Annotated in this window: 17 protein-coding genes; 7 read left to right on the forward strand and 10 right to left on the reverse strand. The window is 59.3% G+C overall.

From position 1 onward, the window contains the following. Window positions 1–17: 17 nt before the first annotated feature. The 6 genes from ACR3FB_RS03485 to xdhA all read right to left on the reverse strand — a co-directional run bounded on the left by ACR3FB_RS03485 (window position 18) and on the right by xdhA (window position 8,329). Complete coding sequence (locus ACR3FB_RS03485) at window positions 18–938, reverse strand: ABC transporter permease (protein WP_480564144.1); 921 nt, start codon at window positions 936–938, stop codon at window positions 18–20. Next, a complete protein-coding gene (locus tag ACR3FB_RS03490; protein ID WP_480564146.1) occupies window positions 938–2,020 on the reverse strand; it encodes an ABC transporter permease in 1,083 nt (360 codons plus the stop codon). The genes ACR3FB_RS03485 and ACR3FB_RS03490 overlap by 1 nt, the downstream gene beginning before the upstream one ends. A gap of 63 nt (window positions 2,021–2,083) precedes the next feature. Continuing rightward, the gene (locus ACR3FB_RS03495) at window positions 2,084–3,601 is read right to left on the reverse strand and encodes an ABC transporter ATP-binding protein (RefSeq protein ID WP_480564149.1); all 1,518 of its coding nucleotides are present in this window, start codon (window positions 3,599–3,601) and stop codon (window positions 2,084–2,086) included. Then, on the reverse strand, window positions 3,598–4,533 hold the full coding sequence (gene xdhC, locus ACR3FB_RS03500) for a xanthine dehydrogenase accessory protein XdhC (protein ID WP_480564152.1): 936 nt from the start codon (window positions 4,531–4,533) through the stop codon (window positions 3,598–3,600). Before xdhC ends, ACR3FB_RS03495 begins: the two co-directional genes overlap by 4 nt. Then, window positions 4,533–6,935, reverse strand: a complete 2,403-nt coding sequence (gene xdhB, locus ACR3FB_RS03505; protein WP_480564154.1) for a xanthine dehydrogenase molybdopterin binding subunit — start codon at window positions 6,933–6,935, stop codon at window positions 4,533–4,535. The genes xdhC and xdhB overlap by 1 nt, the downstream gene beginning before the upstream one ends. Next, the gene (gene xdhA, locus ACR3FB_RS03510) at window positions 6,932–8,329 is read right to left on the reverse strand and encodes a xanthine dehydrogenase small subunit (RefSeq protein WP_480564156.1); all 1,398 of its coding nucleotides are present in this window, start codon (window positions 8,327–8,329) and stop codon (window positions 6,932–6,934) included. The genes xdhB and xdhA overlap by 4 nt, the downstream gene beginning before the upstream one ends. 343 nt (window positions 8,330–8,672) lie before the next feature. Between xdhA and dnaE the strand changes: the two genes are divergently transcribed. From dnaE to ACR3FB_RS03525, 3 genes are all read left to right on the forward strand, one after another. Next, on the forward strand, window positions 8,673–12,200 hold the full coding sequence (gene dnaE / locus ACR3FB_RS03515) for a DNA polymerase III subunit alpha (RefSeq protein ID WP_480564159.1): 3,528 nt from the start codon (window positions 8,673–8,675) through the stop codon (window positions 12,198–12,200). Between the two features lie 83 nt (window positions 12,201–12,283). Then, on the forward strand, window positions 12,284–12,496 hold the full coding sequence (locus tag ACR3FB_RS03520) for a YMGG-like glycine zipper-containing protein (RefSeq protein WP_419738497.1): 213 nt from the start codon (window positions 12,284–12,286) through the stop codon (window positions 12,494–12,496). Window positions 12,497–12,507: 11 nt separating this feature from the next. Further along, entirely contained in the window at window positions 12,508–12,870 is a 363-nt protein-coding gene (locus ACR3FB_RS03525; RefSeq protein ID WP_480564162.1) for a hypothetical protein, read from the forward strand. A 50-nt stretch (window positions 12,871–12,920) separates the two neighbouring features. On the opposite strand, the gene ACR3FB_RS03530 is transcribed toward ACR3FB_RS03525, so the two are convergent. Next, window positions 12,921–13,679: an SDR family NAD(P)-dependent oxidoreductase gene (locus ACR3FB_RS03530; RefSeq protein ID WP_480564165.1), complete on the reverse strand. Its 759-nt coding sequence runs from the start codon at window positions 13,677–13,679 to the stop codon at window positions 12,921–12,923. A 132-nt stretch (window positions 13,680–13,811) separates the two neighbouring features. After that, window positions 13,812–14,006, reverse strand: coding sequence for a SlyX family protein (locus tag ACR3FB_RS03535; protein ID WP_170637588.1), 195 nt, complete (start codon window positions 14,004–14,006; stop codon window positions 13,812–13,814). 125 nt (window positions 14,007–14,131) lie between these two features. Between ACR3FB_RS03535 and hisS the strand changes: the two genes are divergently transcribed. Genes hisS through hisG form a run of 3 tightly spaced genes read left to right on the forward strand, consistent with a single transcriptional unit; the run spans window position 14,132 to window position 17,397 of the window. After that, window positions 14,132–15,619, forward strand: a complete 1,488-nt coding sequence (gene hisS / locus ACR3FB_RS03540) for a histidine--tRNA ligase (protein ID WP_480564168.1) — start codon at window positions 14,132–14,134, stop codon at window positions 15,617–15,619. Window positions 15,620–15,622: 3 nt separating this feature from the next. Then, the gene (locus ACR3FB_RS03545) at window positions 15,623–16,711 is read left to right on the forward strand and encodes an ATP phosphoribosyltransferase regulatory subunit (protein WP_480564171.1); all 1,089 of its coding nucleotides are present in this window, start codon (window positions 15,623–15,625) and stop codon (window positions 16,709–16,711) included. Then, window positions 16,708–17,397: an ATP phosphoribosyltransferase gene (gene hisG, locus ACR3FB_RS03550; RefSeq protein ID WP_425085098.1), complete on the forward strand. Its 690-nt coding sequence runs from the start codon at window positions 16,708–16,710 to the stop codon at window positions 17,395–17,397. The genes ACR3FB_RS03545 and hisG overlap by 4 nt, the downstream gene beginning before the upstream one ends. Here the strand turns inward: hisG and ACR3FB_RS03555 are convergent, their stop codons facing one another. Next, window positions 17,398–17,829, reverse strand: coding sequence for a DUF1489 family protein (locus tag ACR3FB_RS03555; RefSeq protein WP_170468402.1), 432 nt, complete (start codon window positions 17,827–17,829; stop codon window positions 17,398–17,400). A 134-nt stretch (window positions 17,830–17,963) separates the two neighbouring features. On the opposite strand from ACR3FB_RS03555, the gene ACR3FB_RS03560 reads away from it, so the two are divergent. Beyond that, window positions 17,964–20,246, forward strand: a complete 2,283-nt coding sequence (locus ACR3FB_RS03560; protein ID WP_480564174.1) for an adenosylcobalamin-dependent ribonucleoside-diphosphate reductase — start codon at window positions 17,964–17,966, stop codon at window positions 20,244–20,246. Between the two features lie 385 nt (window positions 20,247–20,631). Here ACR3FB_RS03560 and ACR3FB_RS03565 read toward each other — a convergent pair whose 3' ends face one another. Beyond that, window positions 20,632–21,579: an alpha/beta hydrolase gene (locus ACR3FB_RS03565; protein WP_480564178.1), complete on the reverse strand. Its 948-nt coding sequence runs from the start codon at window positions 21,577–21,579 to the stop codon at window positions 20,632–20,634. Between the last annotated feature and the right edge of the window lie 44 nt (window positions 21,580–21,623).

Raw genomic sequence — 21,623 nt, forward strand, 5'->3', positions numbered from 1 at the left:
GTTGGTTCAGTTGGCCCCTAGTGCGAGGCGTGGAAAATCCGGCCCAGTGAGGCAGGTGCGCTGCTCTTGTCGGCCGAAAGGATCACAAGCACAAGGATCGTGATGATGTAGGGCGACATTGCCAGATACTCGACAGGAATGGCAACGCCCGCTGCCTGCAAATTAAGCTGCAACACAGTGATGCCGCCAAACAAATAGGCACCCAGCAAGGCACGCCATGGCTTCCAGCTGGCAAACACCACCAAGGCTAGAGCGATCCAGCCGACACCGGCGGTCATGCCCTCGGTCCACTGAGGGACGCGGATCAGACTGATATAGGCTCCACCCAACCCCGCGCAGGCACCGCCGAACAGGATTGCCATGATGCGAATTTTGATCACTTTGTAGCCCAACGCATGCGCTGCATCGTGGTTTTCACCCACTGCGCGCAGGATCAGACCAACACGCGTGTATTTCAGCGTCGCCCAAACACCCGCAGTCAAAGCGATGCCGACATAGAGGATCGGGTCATGCTGGAAAAAGACCGGCCCGATGACGGGGATATCGCTGATCAGGGGGATATGAATATCCTCCATGCTGGGGGGTTTGATCCCCACATAGCTTTGGCCCAGAAGGGCACTGAACCCGAGGCCGAACAATGTCAGCGCAAGGCCACTGGCCACCTGATTGGCCAGAGCGACCTGTGTCAGCAACACGAACAGTAGTGACAGCACCGCACCGCCAATAGCTGACGCGATAAAACCCAACCATGGCGAGCCGGTTTCCACCGAGATCGCGAAACCGCTGATCGCGCCGACGATCATCATACCCTCGACACCGAGGTTCAGAACGCCTGCTTTCTCGACGACCAGCTCTCCGATTGCGGCCAGCAGCAGAGGGGTTGCAGCCACCATGAGCGAGGCGACCAGAAGGACGGGATTGATTTCACCTAGGTCCATTACGCTACCTCGCTACGGGCCGCACGGATGCGGTAGTTTGTCAGAAGATCGAATGCCAGCAGGAAGAACAAAAGCATCCCTTGGAACACCTGAATGGCAGCGGCAGGCAGCCCGAGCTGAGACTGCGCGATTTCACCGCCGATATAGGTCAGCGCCATCAAGCCACCGGCCAGCAGGATACCCACCGGGTGCAGACGGCCAAGGAAGGCCACAATGATCGCTGTGAAACCGTAACCTACGTTAAAGTCGATGCTGACCACACCCGAAGGACCGGAGACTTCGAACATCCCCGCCAGACCGGCCAGAGCGCCGGACAGGCCCAGACAAAACAGGATCAGACGGGCAGGATTCACACCAGCAAACTTTGCGGCGCGCGGAGCTTCACCGGTCAAACGGATGTGAAAGCCCAGCATGTGCCGGTTCAAAAGAACATAGGAAAAGATCACCGCGATGAGGGCCGTCACGACACCCCAGTGCATCCCTGATCCAGCGATCAGTTCGGCATTATGCGCACTGTCATAGGATTGCAGGTTGCGCGAACCGGGAAAGCCAAACCCCTCGGGGTTTTTCAACAGGCCCAGCGACACCGAGGCCAACATTTGCTCGGCCACGTAAACCAGCATCAGCGAAACAAGGATTTCGTTGGTGCCAAAGCGCACCTTCAGAAAGGCCGGGATCATCGCCCAAAGCCAGCCACCGAACGCGCCCGCGATCACCATGATCGGAAAGATGTAAAACGCGTCCAGAGGGTAAAAGGCCAACCCGGCCCCAGCCCCGAAGATGGCCCCCATGATGTACTGCCCTTCGGCACCGATATTCCAGATGCCGGCGCGGAAACCCAATGCCAGCCCGATCGCAATCAGCACCAATGGTGCGCCTTTGACCAGCAGTTGCGGGCGGTAGTAAAATGCGAACTCGCCGAACAGGGGCTCCCAAAAGATTGTGCCGATGGCCTCAACCGGGTTCTTGCCCAGAATGGCGAACAGGATACCGCCAAAGACCATAGTGGCAATCACCGCCACCACGGGGGTCGCATAGGACCACGCTTTCGACGGTTGCGGCCGTTTCTCCAACACAATCATGTACTTAATCCCCGCCCGTCTTCATCTTTTTCCAAATACTCTCGCCGAAGGCGACGCGACAGATCACACATGCGCCACCTCCATTCCATGGGCGCCGCCCATCATCAGGCCGATCTCGTCAACGGTCAGGCCTGTGGTTTCCCGAGGCGCGCTCAGCCGTCCTTCGTTCAGGGCCGCAAAACTGTCTGAGATCTCCATCAGCTCGTCCAAATCCTGACTGATGCAGATCACCGCCGTTCCCTTGGCCGCCAGATCCAGAATGGCCTGCCGGATCGACGCAGCCGCCGCCGCATCCACACCCCATGTCGGTTGGTTCACCACCAGAACCTCAGGGTTCTGCAAGACTTCCCGACCAATCACGAATTTCTGCAGGTTCCCGCCTGAAAGCGACCGTGCCGCGTTTTCAGGCCCGGGCGTTCTGACGTCAAACGCGCTGATGATCTTCTCCGCGAAGCTTTTGGTTTCGGACCATTTGAGGAACCCTTTGTTCTCCAAACCTTCGCGCACCGACCCGGTCAGGAGGGCGTTTTCGGTCAGGCTCATATCCGGCGCAGCGGCATGACCCAAACGTTCCTCAGGCGCGGTCAGCACGCCCAGTTTCCGGCGGGCGGTAGGGCCGAGTTTGCCGATCCGCTGACCATTGAATTTGATCGCATCGGCAGGGGTTTGAATCTCACCGGACAGCACGCCCAGCAACTCATCCTGACCGTTGCCAGCGACACCGCCGATGCCGAGAACCTCACCCTTGCGGACCGTCATATGGACGTTCTTCAGCGCCGTTCCGAATTCCGACGGCGATGGCACCGACAGACCGCTGACATCCAACGCAACCTCGCCGAACTCACGGCCCGAGCGTTCGGGCGTTTGCAGCGTTGATCCCACCATCATCTCGGCCATATCGCGTGCGGACGTCTCGGCCGGAATGCACTCGCCGACATTCTTGCCCAGGCGCAGGATCGTGGCGTGGTCACACAGCGTGCGAATTTCTTCAAGTTTATGCGAGATATAGAGGATCGAGGTGCCCTCAGACCGCAATTTGTTCAGCGTCTCGAACAGGATTTCGACCTCTTGCGGGGTCAGCACGCTGGTTGGTTCGTCCATGATCAGCAGCTTGGGGTCTTGCAGTAGGCAGCGGATGATCTCGACGCGCTGACGTTCCCCCGCGGACAGATCGCCGACAGTTCGGTACGGGTCCAAAGGTAAGCCATAGGTCTCGGACACTTCGCGGATGCGCGAGGCCAAATCGCCCATGGGCGGCGGGTTCTCCATCCCCAGCGCGATATTCTCGGCCACGTTCAGCGCGTCGAACAGTGAGAAGTGCTGGAACACCATCGCAATCCCATCCGCCCGAGCCGCGCGGGGTTCCGCTGGGGCAAAGGGTTGGCCGCGCAGCATCATGGCGCCGCTGTCTGGCTTCACCAGCCCATAGATCATCTTGACCAGCGTGGATTTCCCCGCGCCGTTTTCGCCCAAAAGCGCATGTACTTCGCCTTCGCCGATGTCGAATGACACCTGATCATTGGCCACGACGCCGGGATAGGCCTTGGTCAGCCCTTGCAGGCTTAAAAGAGGAGTGGTCACGCGCTCAGGTCCTTCTTCAACTCAGTCTGTCGGGCCGGACGCAGAAGCTGCGCGGCGACGCCAACGGCGATCATTTGCGGGTGTTTGCCCAGGGCAGGATCGCCGATTGGGCAAGTGATCCGGCTGATCTGTTCAGGCGAATGCCCAAGAGCTGCCAGCCGCGACCGGAATCGCGCCCATTTCGTAGCCGAGCCGATCAGCCCCGCAAAGCGGAAATCATGCGAAAGCAGCCGGTTGCACAGCTCTAAATCCAGATTGTGTGAATAAGTAAGCACAAGGTGCTCGGCATTGGGCGGAGCATGGCGAACCAGCTCCGCCGGTTTTGCCGCCGGGACCGTGGTGACACCTGCTGGGACCAAGGCCGGGAAGCGCTCGGGTCCCGTGTCGACCCAGGTGATCGCGATGTCGGGCAGGGGGGACAGAACGTCCACCAGCGCTCGGCCCACATGGCCAGCACCCCAGATCCACAGGTTTCGGGTTGGCTTGTGAACGGGTTCCACCATCCAGCCGTCGATCAGCTGCGATCCGGGGGCAATCCCCTGACCGCGCGCATTTGCCAGCAACCGTTTAACGGACAGAGGCATTTCGCCTGCAGAAGCGGATCGCGCTATGATCGTGTCGTCGAGCGCTTCAAGTGTATCTTGATCAAAGACCTCGCTGAACAGTGAAACTGCACCGCCACAACACTGCCCCATCTCCGGGCCAAGAGCGTGATGGGTTAGACGGGCGGGGAGGGATTGGGACCGCGCTGCTTCTGCGGCCTGAAACTCCAAAGTGCCGCCGCCGATCGTTCCGCTCTGGCCATCCCGCCAGACCAGCATCGAAGCGCCAACCTCTCGCGGGGACGACCCCTTGAGCGCGGCGATGACCACACGAGTCACCTGTCCGTGGGTTTTGACCGCCTCCCTCAAAGCCTCCAGGTCGAAGCCCATCAGATGCCTCCTTTCACCCGCTGAACGCCGCGCCAGACTTCCTCAGCCGTGGCAGGAGCATCCAGCGCCGGATAGCTGTCGCCACAGGCTGCGACCGCGTTCGACAGGGCCAGCCATGCCGATATGCCCAACATGAAGGGCGGCTCACCCACCGCTTTCGATCGATAGATCGTGTCCTCGCGGTTTTCGCCATCCCAAAGTGATACGTTGAAGATGTCGGGCCGGTCTGAGCAGGCAGGAATCTTGTAAGTTGAGGGCGCGTGGGTGCGCAGATTGCCCTTGTCGTCCCAGACCAGTTCCTCAGTCGTCAGCCAGCCTGCGCCTTGCACGTAGCCGCCTTCGACCTGTCCGATATCGAGCGCCGGGTTCAGCGATGCGCCTGCGTCATGCAGGATATCGGTGCGCAGAATGCGGTTCTCGCCGGTCAGCGTGTCGATGGCGACCTCGGTCACCGAGGCCCCATAGGCAAAATAAAAGAACGGGCGTCCGCGCCCTGCAATCCGGTCCCATTCGATCTTGGGCGTTTTGTAAAAACCGGTTGCCGACAGGCTGATGCGCCCCTGGTAGGCCAAAGCGGCGGCCTCAGAGAAGGTATAGCGTTCCGCACCGACTGAGACGTGACCGTCCGAGAAAGTAACTTTCGACGGGTCGGCCTGATGACGCTCGGCCAAATAGTCGGCCATGCGGTCGCGGATCGTGTCGCAGGCGGCTTTGACCGCCATGCCGTTCAGGTCGCTGCCCGAAGACGCCGCCGTGGCCGAGGTATTGGGCACTTTGGCCGTATCAGTCGCGGTGATCTTGACCATCTCCAGCGGAACGCCAAAGCGCGACGCAGCGACCTGTGCAACCTTCTGGAACAGGCCTTGACCCATCTCGGTGCCGCCATGGTTCAGGTGGACCGAACCGTCCTGATACACATGCACCAAAGCACCTGCTTGATTGAGGTGGGTCAGCGTGAAGGAAATCCCGAACTTGACCGGAGAGAAAGCAATGCCCTTCTTGATCACACTGTTCTCGGTGTTCCATTTTTCGATGGCTGCCTTACGCGCGGCATAGTCGCTGGATTTCAGCAGAGCTTCGGTCATGCCATGCAGTTCGAAATCGCTGACCTCCATCCCGTAGGGCGTGGTGTTGCCGCCTTGGGGTAGAGGGCGCACGGGCGCCTCGCCCATCTCAACTGCGCCCCGGCTGGTCAGGTCTTCATGCGGATCGGGGTGTCCCAATGGTTTCTCTGCCGGTGCAGCTTCAGCAACCTTGTGGGCGGGTTCGTAGTAGTTACGACGGCGCAGCTCGACCGGGTCCAATCCCAGTTCATGCGCGGCGTGGTCCATTATTCGTTCGATCCCGACCATGCCCTGAGGGCCTCCGAACCCGCGATAGGCGGTGGCGGATTGGGTGTTGGTCTTCAGCCGGTGGCTCTCGATCCGCGCATTGGGCAGAAGGTAAGCGTTGTCCGAATGCAGCATGGCACGATCGGCGACAGGCAGAGACAGGTCCTGCGCCCAGCCGCAAATCGCGTGGTGTAGGAACGAGACGCCCTGAATATGGCCGCTCTCGTCAAACCCGGCCTTGTATGAAATGCGGAATGCGTGGCGTTTGCCGGTGATGATCATGTCATCATCTCGGTCATAGCGCATCTTGCAAGCCTTACCGGTTGCACGCGCGGCGATAGCACAAGCCACGGCCAAAGCGTTACCCTGGCTTTCCTTGCCGCCGAACCCGCCTCCCATCCGGCGTGTCTCAACCCGGACCGCGTGCATGGGAACGCCCAGTGCATCGGCCACCTTGTGCTGGATCTCGGTCGGGTGCTGGGTTGAGCTATGGACCAGCATATCCGCGCCTTCATTCGGCACGGCCAGGGCTGCCTGACCTTCGAGGTAGAAATGCTCTTGCCCGCCAAGCTCGAAGCTTCCTTCGACGATATGGCGCGCGCTGGCGATTGCGGCGTCTGCGTCGCCCTTGGCGTAGATGCGGGGGCCATCCTCGAACCGGCTGTCGGCAGCCAGAGCGTCTTCGACGGTCAGGATCGGGGCGTCTTCGGCATAGTCGATTTTGCCCAACCGCGCGGCCTTTCTGGCTGCGAGATGGCTGGTGGCGACGACCAGAAACACGGGCTGTCCGACATAATGAACCGTGCCATCCGACAGCAGTGGTTCATCATGGATCGAGGGCGAGACATCGTTGGCAAAGGGTAGATCCTCGACCGTCATCACCTGCACCACGCCATCCGCAGATTTCACGGCCGACAGATCCATTGCGCTGATTTTGCCTTTGGCAATCGGGCTCAGACCAAAGGCCAGATGGAGGGTGCCCTTTGGCGTCGGAATGTCATCCACATAGCGCGCGGCACCGGCTACATGCAGTGGGGCCGCGTCGTGGGGGAGGGGTTTGGTCACGCTCATGCTGTCACCTTCAGCACGTCGGTCACTTCGCCCTGATCTTCCAGGAAATACCGTTCCAGCATCGCTTTGGCGGTCTCCAGTCGATAGGTTGCCGAGGCGCGCATGTCCGTGAGTGGTGAATAGTCTTCGGCAAAGCGGGGCAGCGCAGCGTCAACCACCTCGCGCGACCAAGGTTTGCCGATCAGTGCGGCCTCGACATGGGTTGCCCGTTTCGGCGTACCAGCCATGCCACCAAAGGCAATCCGCGCTTCGGCGACGGTGCCGTCCGTAACGCTGATATTGAAACACCCGCAAACGGCCGAGATATCCTGATCGAACCGTTTGCTGAGTTTGTAAGCCTTCAGTCGATCCGCCTGACGCGGGAAACTGACGGCCTCGACAAATTCGCCGGGCGCGCGGTCTTGTTTGCCGTAGTCGATGAAGAACTCCTCCAAAGGAAGGGAACGACGGGTGTCGCCTTTGCGAAGGTGCAAAGTAGCGCCCAAAGCGATCAGGGCAGGCGGGTTATCCCCGATGGGCGAGCCGTTGGCGATGTTGCCTCCGACGGTGGCTGCGTGGCGCACCTGAACGCTGGCATAGCGACGGATCATTTCAGCGTAGGAAGGGTGGAGATCAGCAAGAGCCTCCCCCATCCGGTTCATGTCGGCCATTGCTCCGAAGCGGATTTCTTCGTCGGTGATTGTGACCTGTTTGAGATCTTCACAGCCGCTGAGGAAGATCACTGGGTCGAGGTCACGCAGTTGCTTGGTGACCCAAAGGCCGACATCGGTTGCACCGGCGATGAGTGTGGCGTTGGGGTGTTGAGTGTAGATCTCCGCCAACTCGTTGGATGACGCGGGGAGGAAGGGGGGCTCTGCCCCTCGGCCTGCGGCTTCCCCCCGAGGTATTTTTGAACAAGAGAAGGACTGGTCGTCGGTGATCCAGTGCGGGGCGGGATGCGTTTCGGCGGCTTTCGCGGCACGGATGATCGGGGCGTAGCCGGTGCAGCGGCACAGGTTGCCGGCCAGTTGGGTGTCGTGGTCGGTTGCGCCATTTGCGTGACTGGCAACCATCGACATCACAAAGCCGGGGGTGCAGAAGCCGCATTGCGAGCCGTGTAGATCAACCATCGCGCTCTGGACCGGATGAGGTTCATCGTTTGGGCCGCTTGCGCCCTCGACGGTGCGGACGGCTTTGCCGTGCAGTTGGGGCAAGAACAGGATGCATGCGTTCAATGCCTTGGCGCTGCCCTCTTCGGTGACCATCACGGTGCAGGCGCCGCAATCGCCCTCGTTGCAGCCTTCTTTCGTGCCGGTCAGGCCACGCTCCTCGCGCAGCCAGTCCAACAGGGTGACCGTCGGACTGACATCCGACAGCTGCACTGTCTCTCCGTTCAGAAGAAACGTGATGTCCATTCGTGAAACCCGTCGCCTTACCCGGTTGCGCCCTTTGGGCCCTCCTTCGATGCGACGTAGAAAGAGTGGCGGGCGAAGTGCTTGCCGTCAGATGTTAGAAACAGCGCACCTTATCTGGCAAGAAAAACTGCCTATATGATGTACCATTGGACTGGAACGACCTGTGAATCCTGCAGTTGTTTAGAAGTCAGGCACTTGTAAATAAAGACCATTTTTGAAGCGGTGCAGAGTCTGGCCCGAAGCACCTTCTAAAAAATCAGAATAATCCCTGCTGATTTTTTAAGCGACCAACAGAGTCCGTTCCCGCTTTTTCGTCGCTGCTGACTGGGATAGCGTGCGGGGTATGAGCAGTACCCCTCGATTCATTCACCTTCGCGTTCACACTGAATATTCCCTGCTGGAAGGCGCTGTGCGGCTGAAAAAGCTGCCTGGTCTTTGCGAGAAAGCAGAAATGCCCGCCGTTGCGGTGACCGACACCAACTCGATGTTCTCGGCGCTGGAGTTTTCAGTCACAGCCAGCGGGGCCGGGATTCAGCCGATCATGGGGTGTCAGGTCGATCTGACCTATGTGCAGCCACAACCAGGTGAAAAGCCGAAAGCGCCCGCGCCGCTGGTGCTGCTGGCGCAGTCCGAGGTCGGGTATGAGAACCTCATGAAGCTGAGCTCCTGTCTCTATGTGAACAAGGGCGGGCAATTGCCGCAGGTCACGTTGGAGGAGCTGGCGGATCGGTCCGAGGGTCTGATCTGCCTGACTGGTGGGCCGGAGGGCCCGGTCGGGATGTTGTTGCAGCAAGGTCAGCGCCCGGCGGCTGAGGCTCTGGTCGACCGGTTGGCGGGGATGTTCCCGGATCGTTTGTATATCGAACTGCAACGCCATCCGGGCGAGGACGGCCAGCCTGAGGCGGAACGCCTGACCGAGCGAGGCCATGTCGAGATGGCCTATGTCAAGAACCTGCCTCTGGTCGCCACCAATGATGTCTACTTTCCAACCTCGGATATGTATGAGGCCCATGATGCGCTGATCTGTATTGCCGAGGGGGCCTATGTCGATCAGCAAGCCGGTCGCCGCCGTCTGACCGCGCAGCATTATTTCAAGTCGCAGCAGGAAATGGTGACCCTGTTTGCAGATTTGCCGGAGGCCATCGAGAACACGGTCGAGATTGCGCGCCGTTGCGCCTTTATGGCCTATCGCCGTGATCCCATTCTGCCCAAGTTTGCCGATGATGAAGTGGCCGAACTGCGCCGAATTGCGAATGAGGGTCTGCAGAAACGTCTGGCCGTGATCCCTCATGCGGTGACGCCGGAGGAATATCAGGAACGCCTGGATTTTGAGCTTGGGATCATCGAAGGCATGGGGTTCCCCGGCTACTTCCTGATCGTTGCTGACTTTATCCAATGGTCCAAGGATCATGACATTCCGGTTGGGCCGGGGCGGGGGTCCGGTGCGGGATCTCTGGTGGCTTATGCCTTAACGATCACCGACCTTGACCCGTTGCGCTACAGCTTGCTGTTCGAACGGTTCCTGAACCCTGAGCGGGTCTCAATGCCCGACTTCGATATCGACTTCTGTATGGATCGCCGGGAAGAAGTGATCCGCTACGTTCAGCAGAAATATGGGCGTGACAAGGTGGGGCAGATCATCACCTTTGGTGCGTTGCTGTCCAAGGCTGCCGTGCGTGACATCGGGCGGGTTTTGCAGATGCCTTACGGGCAAGTCGACCGGCTGTCCAAGATGATCCCGGTCGAGGGCGTCAAACCGGTTTCGATCGAAAAGGCCCTGAAGGACGAACCGCGCTTGCGCGAGGAGGCGCGGAATGAAGAGGTTGTGGAGCGGTTGCTGAATTACGGCCAGCAAGTCGAAGGGCTGTTGCGAAACGCCTCTACCCACGCGGCGGGGGTTGTGATTGGCGACCGGCCGTTGGACGCGCTGGTGCCGCTCTATCAGGATCCACGCTCCGATATGCCCGCGACCCAGTTCAATATGAAATGGGTCGAACAGGCCGGGCTGGTGAAGTTCGACTTTCTCGGTCTGAAAACCCTGACCGTGATCCAGAACGCGATGGATTTGATCTTCAAATCCGGGCGGCCTCTGCATGTCGCGGCAGACGGGACAGAGCTCTATGAACCGGCTGAAGGGGCAGAGAACCAAATCAACGCCATCCCGCTGGATGATGAGGCGACATACAAGCTCTATTCCGCGGCCAAGACAGTGGCGGTGTTCCAGGTGGAATCCTCGGGCATGATGGACGCGCTCAAGCGCATGAAACCTACCTGTATCGAGGATATCGTGGCCCTTGTGGCGCTCTATCGCCCCGGTCCGATGGAGAACATCCCGACCTATTGTGAGGTCAAGAACGGGCTGCGGAAAATCGAGTCCGTGCATCCTCTGATCGACTATATCCTTGAGGAAACGCAGGGCATCATCGTCTATCAGGAACAGGTGATGCAGATCGCTCAGGTGATGGCTGGGTATTCCCTTGGTGGCGCTGACCTGCTGCGCCGCGCGATGGGTAAGAAGATCAAAGAGGCGATGGATGCCGAGCGCCCGAAATTCGAAAAGGGCGCGGCGGAAAATGGCGTGGATGCCAAGAAGGCCTCCGAGGTTTTCGACCTTTTGGAGAAATTCGCCAACTACGGCTTTAACAAATCCCACGCGGCCGCCTATGCGGTGGTCAGCTATCAAACCGGCTGGCTGAAGGCGAACCACCCGGTTGAGTTCATGGCGGGCGTCATGAACTGCGATATCCACCTGACCGATAAACTGGCCGTTTACTTTGAAGAGGTCCGCAAGGGGCTGGACCTGCCTTACATCCCGCCTTGTGTAAACCGCTCTCAGGCCACATTTGATGTGGACAATGGGCATCTTGTCTATGCGCTGGGCGCGTTGAAAAACGTGGGCGTCGAGGCGATGAGCCTTGTGGTTGATGGGCGTCGTGCCGAAGGCGCGCAGGGTCAAGAGAGCGACAAGCCTTTCGTCAACCTGTTCGACTTCGCGCGCCGGGTTGATCTGAAAAAGGTCGGCAAGCGCCCGTTGGAGATGCTGGCACGGGCCGGGGCCTTCGACGAGTTGGACAAGAACCGCCGCCGCGTGTTCGAAAGCCTCGATCCGCTTGTGCAGTATTCGGCAGCGATCCACGAACAGAAGAACTCGAACCAGGTGTCATTGTTTGGTGAGGCCGGGGATGACCTGCCCGAACCGCGCCTGTCGCCGACGCCGGATTGGCTGCCTGCCGAACGTCTGAGCGAAGAGTTCAAAGCCATCGGTTTCTACCTGTCGGGCCATCCGCTGGACGACTACATGCCTGCGCTGAAACGCAAACAGGTGCTGACCTTGGACGAGGTGACGGAAAAGGCGCGCTCTGGCCCTCTGATCGCGAAGATGGCCGGGGTTGTTGCCGGCCGGCAGGAACGGAAATCGGCCCGCGGCAATCGCTTTGCCTTTGCGCAGCTTTCGGACCCGACTGGAGCGTATGAGGTCACGCTATTCTCAGAAACGCTGGAGAAATCGCGCGAATATCTTGAGACCGGCGCGCAGGTGGTTCTGACCGCCGAGGCGACGATGGAGGCAGATCAGCTGAAACTTCTGGGTCGTTCGGTAGGCCCGGTGGATTCGGTTGTGGCCGAGGCGGGCGCGACCGGCCTGCGTATATTCGTCGATCAGCCGCAGGTGTTGCCCACGGTGGCAAGCGTGCTGGCAGACGCGGTCAGCGCTGCGAAAGGGGCTGCCAAGGGGCCGATCCAGCTGTGCCTGATGGACCCGGGCCTGCCGGGCGATGTCGAGATGGATTTGGGGCAGGACTTCCCGATCAACCCGCAGATCAAAGGCGCGATCAAGTCGCTAGATGGCGTTCTGTCAGTGGAAGAGGTCTGAACCCGGCTTTGTTGCCACAGCGATGTCCCCCGGCTAGGCTGTACCTGCATATTCTGTGACAGATGAAACAGGAGGGTTAGGGTTTGGCACTTTCAGCTATGGGCTCCAAAGCGTTGGTATTGGCGGGGGCGATCTCGCTTTCCGTGGCGACTGCGGCTTTTGCGGACGACAAAAAGAAGAAGCAGACAATAGAAGGTGCGTTGATCGGCGCCGGAGTTGGGGCCCTGATCGGTGACGGCAAGGGCGCGGCAATCGGCGGTGTGGCCGGTGCGATTATCGGACATAACTGGAAGTGATTGCGATGCGGATGAAAACTCTCAAGCCAGTTGTCTTGGTATCACTTTTGTTGGCTCCGGTCTTTGCTTTGGCCGACGAAGCCGCCCAGCAGATGGTTGACGATGCCCTGCCTGTCATGCACTACACCTGCGCCTCAATCGCTGAAGAGGCGGACGGGGATGAGGCCTTTGTTGTCGAGGTCGTGGGCAAGATGACTGCCCTGTCGCTCTATAATCGTCAGATCAATATCGAGGACCACGTCGCCACGGATGAAGACAAAGTGCAACTGCGCGAAGCGTTCATTGCCGCTCTGTCCGAGGGCTGTGCCGCGGATAAAAACGCCCTTCTGGGCGGGGTCGTCGACAACGCCGTGAAATCGTCGCTGGGGTTGTGAGCCTAGATACTCTATTTAGCGTCCCGGCGCGGGCAAATCGTGGTTGAGTTTCAGTTGCTTGATCGTAGAGCAGGTAAACCCACGCCAGTGCTTTCGAACCCGCCATCGGACGCGATCACTTGACCCGTTACGTAGCTGGCATTGTCCGAGCAAAGGAAATAGATCACCTGCGCGATCTCATCCTCCGAACCGTATCGGTTTAGTGGGATAGCGTCATGATAGGCGGCGATGATTTCGGGCGAGTGGACTGCCATCGCAAGCTTGGTCCGGACCGGGCCAGGACACACACAATTGGCGCGTATACCGAATTCTCCTAGTTCGGCGGCTTGTTGCTTGGTCAGGTGGATGACACCCGCCTTCGACGTTCCGTATGCTATACGAAGTGTGCTCGCCCTCAGCCCCGAAATCGATGCGATGTTGACGATTGCGCCACGGCTTTTGCGCAAGGCCGGTATAGTCGCCTGGGATACAAGAAACACACCATCAAGGTTGGTTTCCATAACCTTGCGCCACACCGCGAAATCGTGTTCTTCAATTGGTCCGAAATCTGCGACACCCGCGTTGTTCACCACGGCATCAATGCGATTGAATTCGGTGAGAACGGCCTTGACGACGTCATCAACCTGATTTTGATCCGAAACGTCCGCGATGAACGCCACCGCACCGTCTAGATCCCTTGCGGAAATAGAAAGCGCCTCAGAGTCACGATCGATCATCGCAACGTTCCAGCCGTTTTGTAGAAACAGTTTTGTTGTTGCCAGCCCGATGCCACGCGCGGCACCTGTGACAAGAGCAAGTCTGTCGGCCATTGAACGTCTCCTGCCAGTGAACTGATGTTAAAGTATTAGCCTACCAACAAGATTTCGAAAGGTAACCCTGTGATTAGTATAGGGCGTGACCAGCAAGAACCAGAAAAGCAGGCATCAACATCGAAATCTGTTTCAATAATGCGGCGGGCGTTCGTCTCCAAACACGACCCCGCCCGAGCCTTCCTGCGCCCGTTCAGCCTCGCGCTGCAGCAGCATTTCGAGGCGGCGCGTCAGGCGGTCGATTTCGGATTGCTGGCTTGTGACGACGGTGTTCAGCTCTTCGACCGTTCGGGTCAGATGGGCGATCTGTTCTTCCAGATGCTGCATTAGGATCTCCTTCAGGGACGGTCATAGCGGGCCTGCAAAGCCAAGACCAGGGAAAGCGCGCCTTGCCCCGATGCGGGCCATGGGATAGACCGCGCGCGGAACATGACCCGTGAAGGACGCCCCCGATGGCCAAGCCCAAGAAACAGCCCCGCCCCAAGGCCGTAACGCCGAAAGGGTTCCGTGACTATTTCGGCGAGGAAGTCACGCAGCGCACCGATATGCTGCGGACGATTGCGGGCGTGTATCATCGGTATGGGTTCGACGCTTTAGAAAGCAGCGCGGTCGAGACCGTCGAGGCGCTGGGCAAGTTTCTGCCCGACGTGGACCGCCCGAACGAAGGCGTCTTTGCTTGGCAGGAGTTTGACGAAGGCGGCAACGGCGATTGGATGGCCCTGCGCTATGACCTGACCGCGCCTCTGGCCCGCGTCTACGCGCAGCACCGCAACGACCTGCCGACGCCCTATCGTCGCTACGCGATGGGACCTGTATGGCGGAACGAAAAGCCGGGGCCGGGGCGGTATCGTCAATTCTATCAGTGCGATGCGGATACGGTTGGCACCGCTTCGATGGCGGCGGATGCCGAGATCTGCGCGATGCTGTCGGACACGCTGGAGACTGTCGGCATACCACGCGGTGACTATCTGGTGCGCGTGAACAACCGCAAGGTTCTGAACGGTGTGCTTGAAGCGATGGGTCTGGGCGAAGACGCCGCCGCCCGCGACAACGTTCTGCGCACCATCGACAAGTTCGACAAGGTGGGTGAGGCCGGTGTCCGAGAGCTGCTGACCAAGGGCCGTCTGGATGCCTCGGGTGCGTTTATCGACGGTGTAGGGCTGAGCGATGATCAGGCCGAGCCTGTGCTTGCCTTCCTGACCTCCAAAGCTGCGGATACCGCCGGAACGCTGGCGAACCTGCGTGCGGCCGTAGGCAACAGCAAGATCGGTGCCGATGGCATTGCTGAACTGGAACAGATCGGGTCGCTGCTGGATGCGGGCGGCTACGGTTCGGACCGGATCGAGATCGACCCGTCGGTAGTTCGCGGTCTCGGTTATTATACCGGCCCGGTCTACGAGGCCGAGCTGACCTTTGAGATTTTCGACGAGAAAGGCCGCAAGCGGCAGTTCGGTTCTGTCTCAGGTGGCGGGCGTTATGACGATCTGGTCAAGCGCTTCACCGGGCAGGAGGTGCCTGCAACGGGTGTGTCGATCGGCGTTGACCGTCTGCTGGCCGCTCTTCGCGAAAAGGGTCGTCTCAGCGCGCAGGCGACAGGGCCTGTGGTCGTCACTGTCATGGATCGCGACCGTATGGCTGACTATCAGGCGATGGTGGCTGAGCTGCGCAATGCCGGTATCCGGGCCGAGGTCTACTTGGGCAATCCGAAGAGCTTTGGCAATCAGCTGAAATATGCGGACAAGCGGAATTCTCCTATCGCGGTGATCGAAGGGGGTGACGAAAAGGCCAATGGCATCGTTCAGATCAAAGACCTGATCCTTGGCGCGAAAATCGCCGAAAGCGCCACGCTGGAGGAATGGAAAGAACGTCCCAGCCAATTCGAAGTGCCGCGCGGTGATCTGGTCGCCAAGGTCCGTGAAATTCTGGACAGTCAGGACTGAGCCATGGCCAACCGTTCCCAGATACAGGCCCGCGCCGCGATGATGCGCGTCCGGTTCGAGGCCGCAGGCGCGCAGGTGGTCGATACGCCTCTGCTGCAACCGGCCGAGACACTGTTGGACCTCTATGGCGAAGACATCCGCGGGCGTGCTTATGTCACGTCCGACGCCCTGCGGGGCGAGCAGATGCTGCGCCCGGACTTCACTCTGCCCGTGGTGCAGATGCACATGAGCGACGGCGCAGAACCCGCGCGCTATACTTATTCCGGAGAGGTTTTTCGCCGTCAGGAACATGACCCGGACCGGTCGAACGAATACATCCAGGTGGGCTATGAGGTCTTTGATCGCGACGATCCTGCCGGGGCGGATGCCGAGGTTTTCTCGCTGTTCGCGTTGCAACTGCGCGGGCTACCACTACGGGCCGCGACCGGAGACATCGGGATTCTGATGGCTGCGGTGGCAGGTCTGAAGACAACCGACCGCCGCAAGGCTGCGCTGATGCGCCACCTGTGGCGTCCGCGCCGGTTCCGGATCCTGCTGGACCGCTTTGCGGGCCGCAGGCCCGACCCTGAAAGTCGCGAGGCGTTGCTGCAGGCCCAAAACCCGCTGGAAACCGGTGTGCCGATGATTGGCAAACGGACCTCCTCCGAGATCATGGACCGGATCGAGGCGCTGCGTCTGGACCGCGGCGTTGGCCCGATATCCGAGACCGAGATGGGCGGCCTGGATGCCCTTCTGGCCGTGCGCGAGACCATGCCTTATGCGCTGGAGCAGCTGCGCGATGTGGCCGTGGACCTGCCTCAGATCGTCCCGGCGCTGAACCGGCTTGAGGCGCGTACCGCAGCGATGCAAGCGCGCGGTGTCGATGTGGAAAAGCTGGATTTCGAGGCCTCCTACGGGCGGACCTCGATGGAGTATTACGACGGGTTCGTCTTTGGCTTTTATGCCGAAGGTCGCCCCGATCTGCCTCCGATCGCGACGGGCGGGCGCTATGATGCGCTGACCCGGCAGTTGGGCAATGGCGAAGAAATTCCGGCTGTTGGTGGCGTCATCCGCCCTGACCTGATGCTCGAGATCGAGGAGGACGCTCAATGAGCCTGAAACTGGGCGTGCCCTCGAAGGGCCGGTTGATGGAGAAGACCTTCTCGTGGTTCGAAAAGCGCGGCATCACTCTGTCGCGCAGCGGGTCGGACCGGGAATATGCGGGCAAGGTTGAGGGGATCGAGGATGTCTCGCTGATCCTGCTGTCTGCGGGGGAAATTCCGCGTGAGCTGGCAGCAGGCCGTATCCACCTAGGTGTCACGGGCGTTGACCTCGTACAGGAAAAGCTGCCGCGCTGGGAACAGCAGGTTGAGGAAATCGCCGCGCTTGGTTTTGGAAAGGCGGATCTGATCATCGCCACGCCTGCCTGTTGGGTCGACGTGGATACGCTAGACGATCTGGATGCAGCCGCCGCCGCGTTCCGCAGAACACATAGTCATCGGCTGCGGATTGCGACCAAGTACCACCGTTTGGTGCGTGAGTTTCTGACCGATGCAGGGGTGGCCGACTATGCTCTAGTCGACAGCCAGGGCGCGACCGAAGGCACCGTGATGAACGAAACCGCCGAGGCGGTTGCCGATATCACCTCGACCGGTGAAACACTGCGGGCCAATCACCTGAAAATCCTTTCGGACGGTCTCATCCTGCAATCGCAAGCGACCCTGTGGCGCAGCCGTGTGGCGAGCTACGATGCTGGCGACAAGGCGGTTTTGTCCGAGCTTTTGGATCGCCTGCGCTGACTACAATATGCCGATTTCGGCCAGAGCGCGGTTCAGATCGTCGGGCAGGGCGTCGTCCTGCTCGCGCGATTTTGGAAGATCGGCAGGGGTGTCTTCGGGTTTCAGATAGCGCCAGCCTTGAAAGGGGCGTTTCAACGCGTTCTGGGTGCGATGCACCTCGGGGTCGAGAACAATGGCGCAGCGACGGATACCGTCCTCACCACGTACCTCGTCAAGGCGCAGGATGCGCTGGCGGCATTGGATCACGCCTTTGATCACCCAATAGATCGAACCTCCGTTCAGGATCTCGGCCTCGCGCTTGGGCCACATGCGCGTCACGTGGCGCGGGCAGCCATCCGCGTAGAGCGGCTTGCGGCTGTCCTGCCACGCCACTAGCGTGTCGACGCTCTCTGACCCGACCGAAAGTTTGACGAGGTTTACGAATTTATCCACAGTTTACCCACAGAGTCGCCCCAAAGGAATTGGTTAAGAAGGTAGGGTTAACGGCCTTTTGCATCAAGTCATAGTAGCGCTAGGTGACCAATTTGGTCTATCTTGTATGCCTCGCAGCTGAATAGGAATCGCCAATGAGCCGCTTTGCCGCCCCCATCGCCGAGCAGATCTGGGACATGAAATACCGCTTTAAACAGGCGGATGGCACGCCCATCGACCAGACGGTCGAAGACAGCTGGCGACGTATCGCGCGCGATCTGGCGCGGGTTGAGGCTGACCCGGCCCATTGGGAAGAAAAGTTCTACGCCGCGCTGGAGGATTTCAAATATCTGCCCGCCGGTCGCATCACCGCAGGCGCTGGGACCGCGCGACAGGTGACCTTGTTCAACTGCTTCGTCATGGGCACCGTACCCGACAGCATGGGCGGCATTTTCGATATGCTGAAAGAGGCCGCGCTGACCATGCAGCAGGGTGGGGGGATCGGTTATGATTTCTCAACCATCCGCCCACGCGGGGCGGATGTGAAAGGGGTTGCAGCGGACGCCTCTGGTCCGCTGAGCTTTATGGACGTTTGGGACGCCATGTGTCGGACGATCATGTCCGCAGGCTCGCGCCGGGGGGCGATGATGGCGACGATGCGCTGCGACCACCCGGATATCGAACAGTTCATAACCGCCAAATCCGACCCGGCCCGTCTGCGCATGTTCAACATGTCGGTGCTGGTGACTGACCCGTTCATGGAGGCGGTCAAGGCCGACGGCCTGTGGGAGCTGGTGTTCGGTGGCAAGGTCTATCACACAGTTCAGGCGCGGGACCTGTGGAATAAGATCATGCAGGCCACCTATGACTATGCCGAGCCGGGCGTGATCTTCATCGACCGCATCAATGCGGCCAACAACTTGAGCTATGTCGAGACGATTGCCGCAACCAACCCCTGTGGCGAGCAACCTTTGCCGCCCTATGGCGCGTGCCTGTTGGGCTCGATCAATCTGGCCCGGTTGGTGGCTGAGCCTTTTGAAGACTCCGCGCATCTGGACGAGTACGCTCTGAAAGAGCTGGTCGCCACGGCTGTGCGTATGATGGACAATGTGGTGGACGCGTCGAAATTCCCGCTGCCCGAACAGGAGGCCGAGGCGCAGGCCAAGCGCCGCATCGGGCTGGGTGTGACAGGTCTGGCGGATGCACTTTTGATGTTGGGCCTGCGCTATGGCTCTGACAAGGCGGCGCGTCAGACCGAGCGCTGGTTGCACGCAATCGCCCGCGCCGCGTATCTGGCGTCGGTGCAATTGGCGAAGGAGAAGGGGGCGTTCCCCTTGTTCGATGCCGAGAAGTTCCTCGCCAGCGGCACGATGCAGCAGATGGATGACGATGTGCGCGATGAAATCCGCGCGCATGGGATCCGTAACGCTTTGCTGACCTCGATCGCGCCGACGGGCACGATCTCTCTCTACGCTGGGAACGTGTCGTCGGGGATCGAGCCGGTTTTTGCTTATGCCTACACGCGTAAGGTGTTGCAGAAGGATGGCTCGCGCACCGAAGAAGAGGTGGTGGACTATGCCGTGCAGATGTGGCGCGACAAGTTCGGAGACAAGGACCTGCCGGAGTTTTTCGTGAATGCGCAGACGCTGTCTCCGTCTGATCACGTCAAGATGCAGGCCGCGGCGCAGAAATGGATCGACAGTTCGATTTCGAAAACGATCAACTGCCCTGAAGACATCAGTTTTGATGCTTTCAAGGATGTCTATATGCAGGCGTGGGATCAGGGCTGCAAAGGCTGCACGACCTATCGCCCCAATGATGTGACCGGCTCGGTTCTGACCGTATCGGAAAGTGCAGACACGGCGCCGGGTGAAAGCGCGGCTGCACCGCATGAGGTCGATGGCGGTGACGTCGTTTACATGTCCGAGCCGCTGGACCGCCCTCAGTCGCTAGAGGGGTCGACCTACAAGTTGAAATGGCCCGACAGTGAGCATGCGATCTATCTGACGATCAACGATATTGTCATAGGAGGCCGCCGCCGTCCGTTCGAGGTGTTCATCAACTCGAAGAACATGGAGCATTACGCCTGGACACTTGCGCTGACCCGCATGATCTCGGCCGTTTTCCGGCGGGGTGGGGATGTGTCCTTCGTGGTCGAGGAACTGAAGGCCGTGTTCGACCCGCGCGGTGGAGCCTGGGTGAAGGGCAAATATATCCCCTCGATCCTGGCAGCGATTGGCGGGGTGATCGAGCAGCACATGGTCAACATAGGCTTTCTTGAGGGAGAGGGGATGGGGCTGAAGTCGGACCCTCAGGCGCAGGTGGTCAACATGGATGAACCACGTGGTAAGGCGTGCCCGTCCTGTGGGCAGTTTGACATGGTGATGATCGAAGGTTGCATGACGTGCAGAAGCTGCGGTCATTCGAAATGTGGCTGAGGTGAGGGCGCGAAACCCGTTGTGAACCACAAGGCAATAAGAACCCATCTCGTTAGTATTGTCGCCCATACGCAAGGTCATTTGCGCCCACAATCCGAAACTCTTGGGTTTCTAGCGAAGAAATGGCGCCGGGTCTTTGATCGCCGAGACCTTTATGTGCGAGTTGGGAAGTAGACACCGAAATCCCGCGAGTTTTGTACCAAAAACAGAATATTGGCTAGCTGCCCGGATCGCATCTGTAGGCATCATTCCCTGACTGACTAGCACGTCAACTTGCGGCAGCTTCTGAACTATTTCCTCTTGCTTGTGTCTCTTGTTCGACATTCGCGGTCCACCGTTTCTCAAACAGAACGGTGGACCAAATCAAACGAAGCACTCCATCGCGTTAATTGTTGAAGAACTCTGCCACTGCATCGGTCGACGCATTCACAGCCTCGGGCTTGTAATAAAAGTCTACGTGGCTGAATTCATCAAACGCCAGCTCTTTGTGGTCATTGGTCAGTTTCTCGACAAATGCGGTCGAGCAGATCGCTGTGGAGGCATTTGTACCGTAGATGGTCAGCGAGGGTTGCACGATTTTGTCCGCATAGGCTTCACAAATTGAGAACAAAGACTGCATGGGCTGATCAGCAATGTGCATGTTGGTATAGTTGGGAACTGCAACCGGCCCCTTAGCACCATCACGGCCGTAATAGTCATAGGTTTCGCCAGCCATGTCTGGGTAGGCGGCCGCTTCAGTGAACTCTTCACGAGACATTTCGTCGTTCAAGCCGAACGGTGCAACGTAGTCTGGCTCGCCGGTTTCATATTGCTTCTGCATCGAGGCATTTGCTGCGTCGATCATCTGATTGGCCATTTCGCGGTCGGTCCACTGGAACGCGTCCGAGGCCATCATGCCCGACACCATAGCGATTTTCTTGATACGGTGGTCTGTCACCGCTGCCGATGCAATGGTTTGACCGCCCTGACAGACGCCCAGGCCAAAGATTTTTTCGACGAAGGGTAGCGTACCCAGGTACGAAACCGCGTCCCAGGTGTTTTCGATCAGGCGGAAATTGTAGCGCGATTGTTTGAATTCACCGGGCAGCGCGGGGCTATCGCCCATGCCCAGATAGTCGAAGCCGAGATAGATGAAGCCACGTGCCGCCATTTCGGGGCCGTAGGTCGCGGGTATTTGATCCTTGACCTGCGGAAACGGGCTGGCTCCCACGATGGCCTTGTAGGTCTTGGTCTCATCAAAACCTTCGGGCAGGTAGAGATCACCGGCCAAATCCACGCCAAAAGATTTAATGGTCACTGCGTTTTTGCCAGCGATGAAAGTTTCGGAGGTCATGGTTTGGGTCCTTTCGAGGTCGAGCAGGATTGCACCTTGCTAAA

It is taken from the genome of Ruegeria sp. AO1, assembly GCF_056535985.1.

Excerpts from the sequence above, each read along its gene's own strand:
- xdhC (WP_480564152.1), bottom strand. The coding sequence starts at position 4,533 with ATGGGCTTCGACCTGGAGGCTTTGAGGGAGGCGGTCAAAACCCACGGA.
- ACR3FB_RS03560 (WP_480564174.1), top strand. The coding sequence starts at position 17,964 with ATGAGCCGCTTTGCCGCCCCCATCGCCGAGCAGATCTGGGACATGAAA.
- ACR3FB_RS03565 (WP_480564178.1), bottom strand. The coding sequence starts at position 21,579 with ATGACCTCCGAAACTTTCATCGCTGGCAAAAACGCAGTGACCATTAAA.
- ACR3FB_RS03485 (WP_480564144.1), bottom strand. The coding sequence starts at position 938 with ATGGACCTAGGTGAAATCAATCCCGTCCTTCTGGTCGCCTCGCTCATG.
- xdhA (WP_480564156.1), bottom strand. The coding sequence starts at position 8,329 with ATGGACATCACGTTTCTTCTGAACGGAGAGACAGTGCAGCTGTCGGAT.
- ACR3FB_RS03545 (WP_480564171.1), top strand. The coding sequence starts at position 15,623 with ATGGCCAACCGTTCCCAGATACAGGCCCGCGCCGCGATGATGCGCGTC.
- xdhB (WP_480564154.1), bottom strand. The coding sequence starts at position 6,935 with ATGAGCGTGACCAAACCCCTCCCCCACGACGCGGCCCCACTGCATGTA.
- ACR3FB_RS03535 (WP_170637588.1), bottom strand. The coding sequence starts at position 14,006 with ATGCAGCATCTGGAAGAACAGATCGCCCATCTGACCCGAACGGTCGAA.
- hisS (WP_480564168.1), top strand. The coding sequence starts at position 14,132 with ATGGCCAAGCCCAAGAAACAGCCCCGCCCCAAGGCCGTAACGCCGAAA.
- hisG (WP_425085098.1), top strand. The coding sequence starts at position 16,708 with ATGAGCCTGAAACTGGGCGTGCCCTCGAAGGGCCGGTTGATGGAGAAG.
- ACR3FB_RS03490 (WP_480564146.1), bottom strand. The coding sequence starts at position 2,020 with ATGATTGTGTTGGAGAAACGGCCGCAACCGTCGAAAGCGTGGTCCTAT.
- ACR3FB_RS03530 (WP_480564165.1), bottom strand. The coding sequence starts at position 13,679 with ATGGCCGACAGACTTGCTCTTGTCACAGGTGCCGCGCGTGGCATCGGG.
- dnaE (WP_480564159.1), top strand. The coding sequence starts at position 8,673 with ATGAGCAGTACCCCTCGATTCATTCACCTTCGCGTTCACACTGAATAT.
- ACR3FB_RS03525 (WP_480564162.1), top strand. The coding sequence starts at position 12,508 with ATGAAAACTCTCAAGCCAGTTGTCTTGGTATCACTTTTGTTGGCTCCG.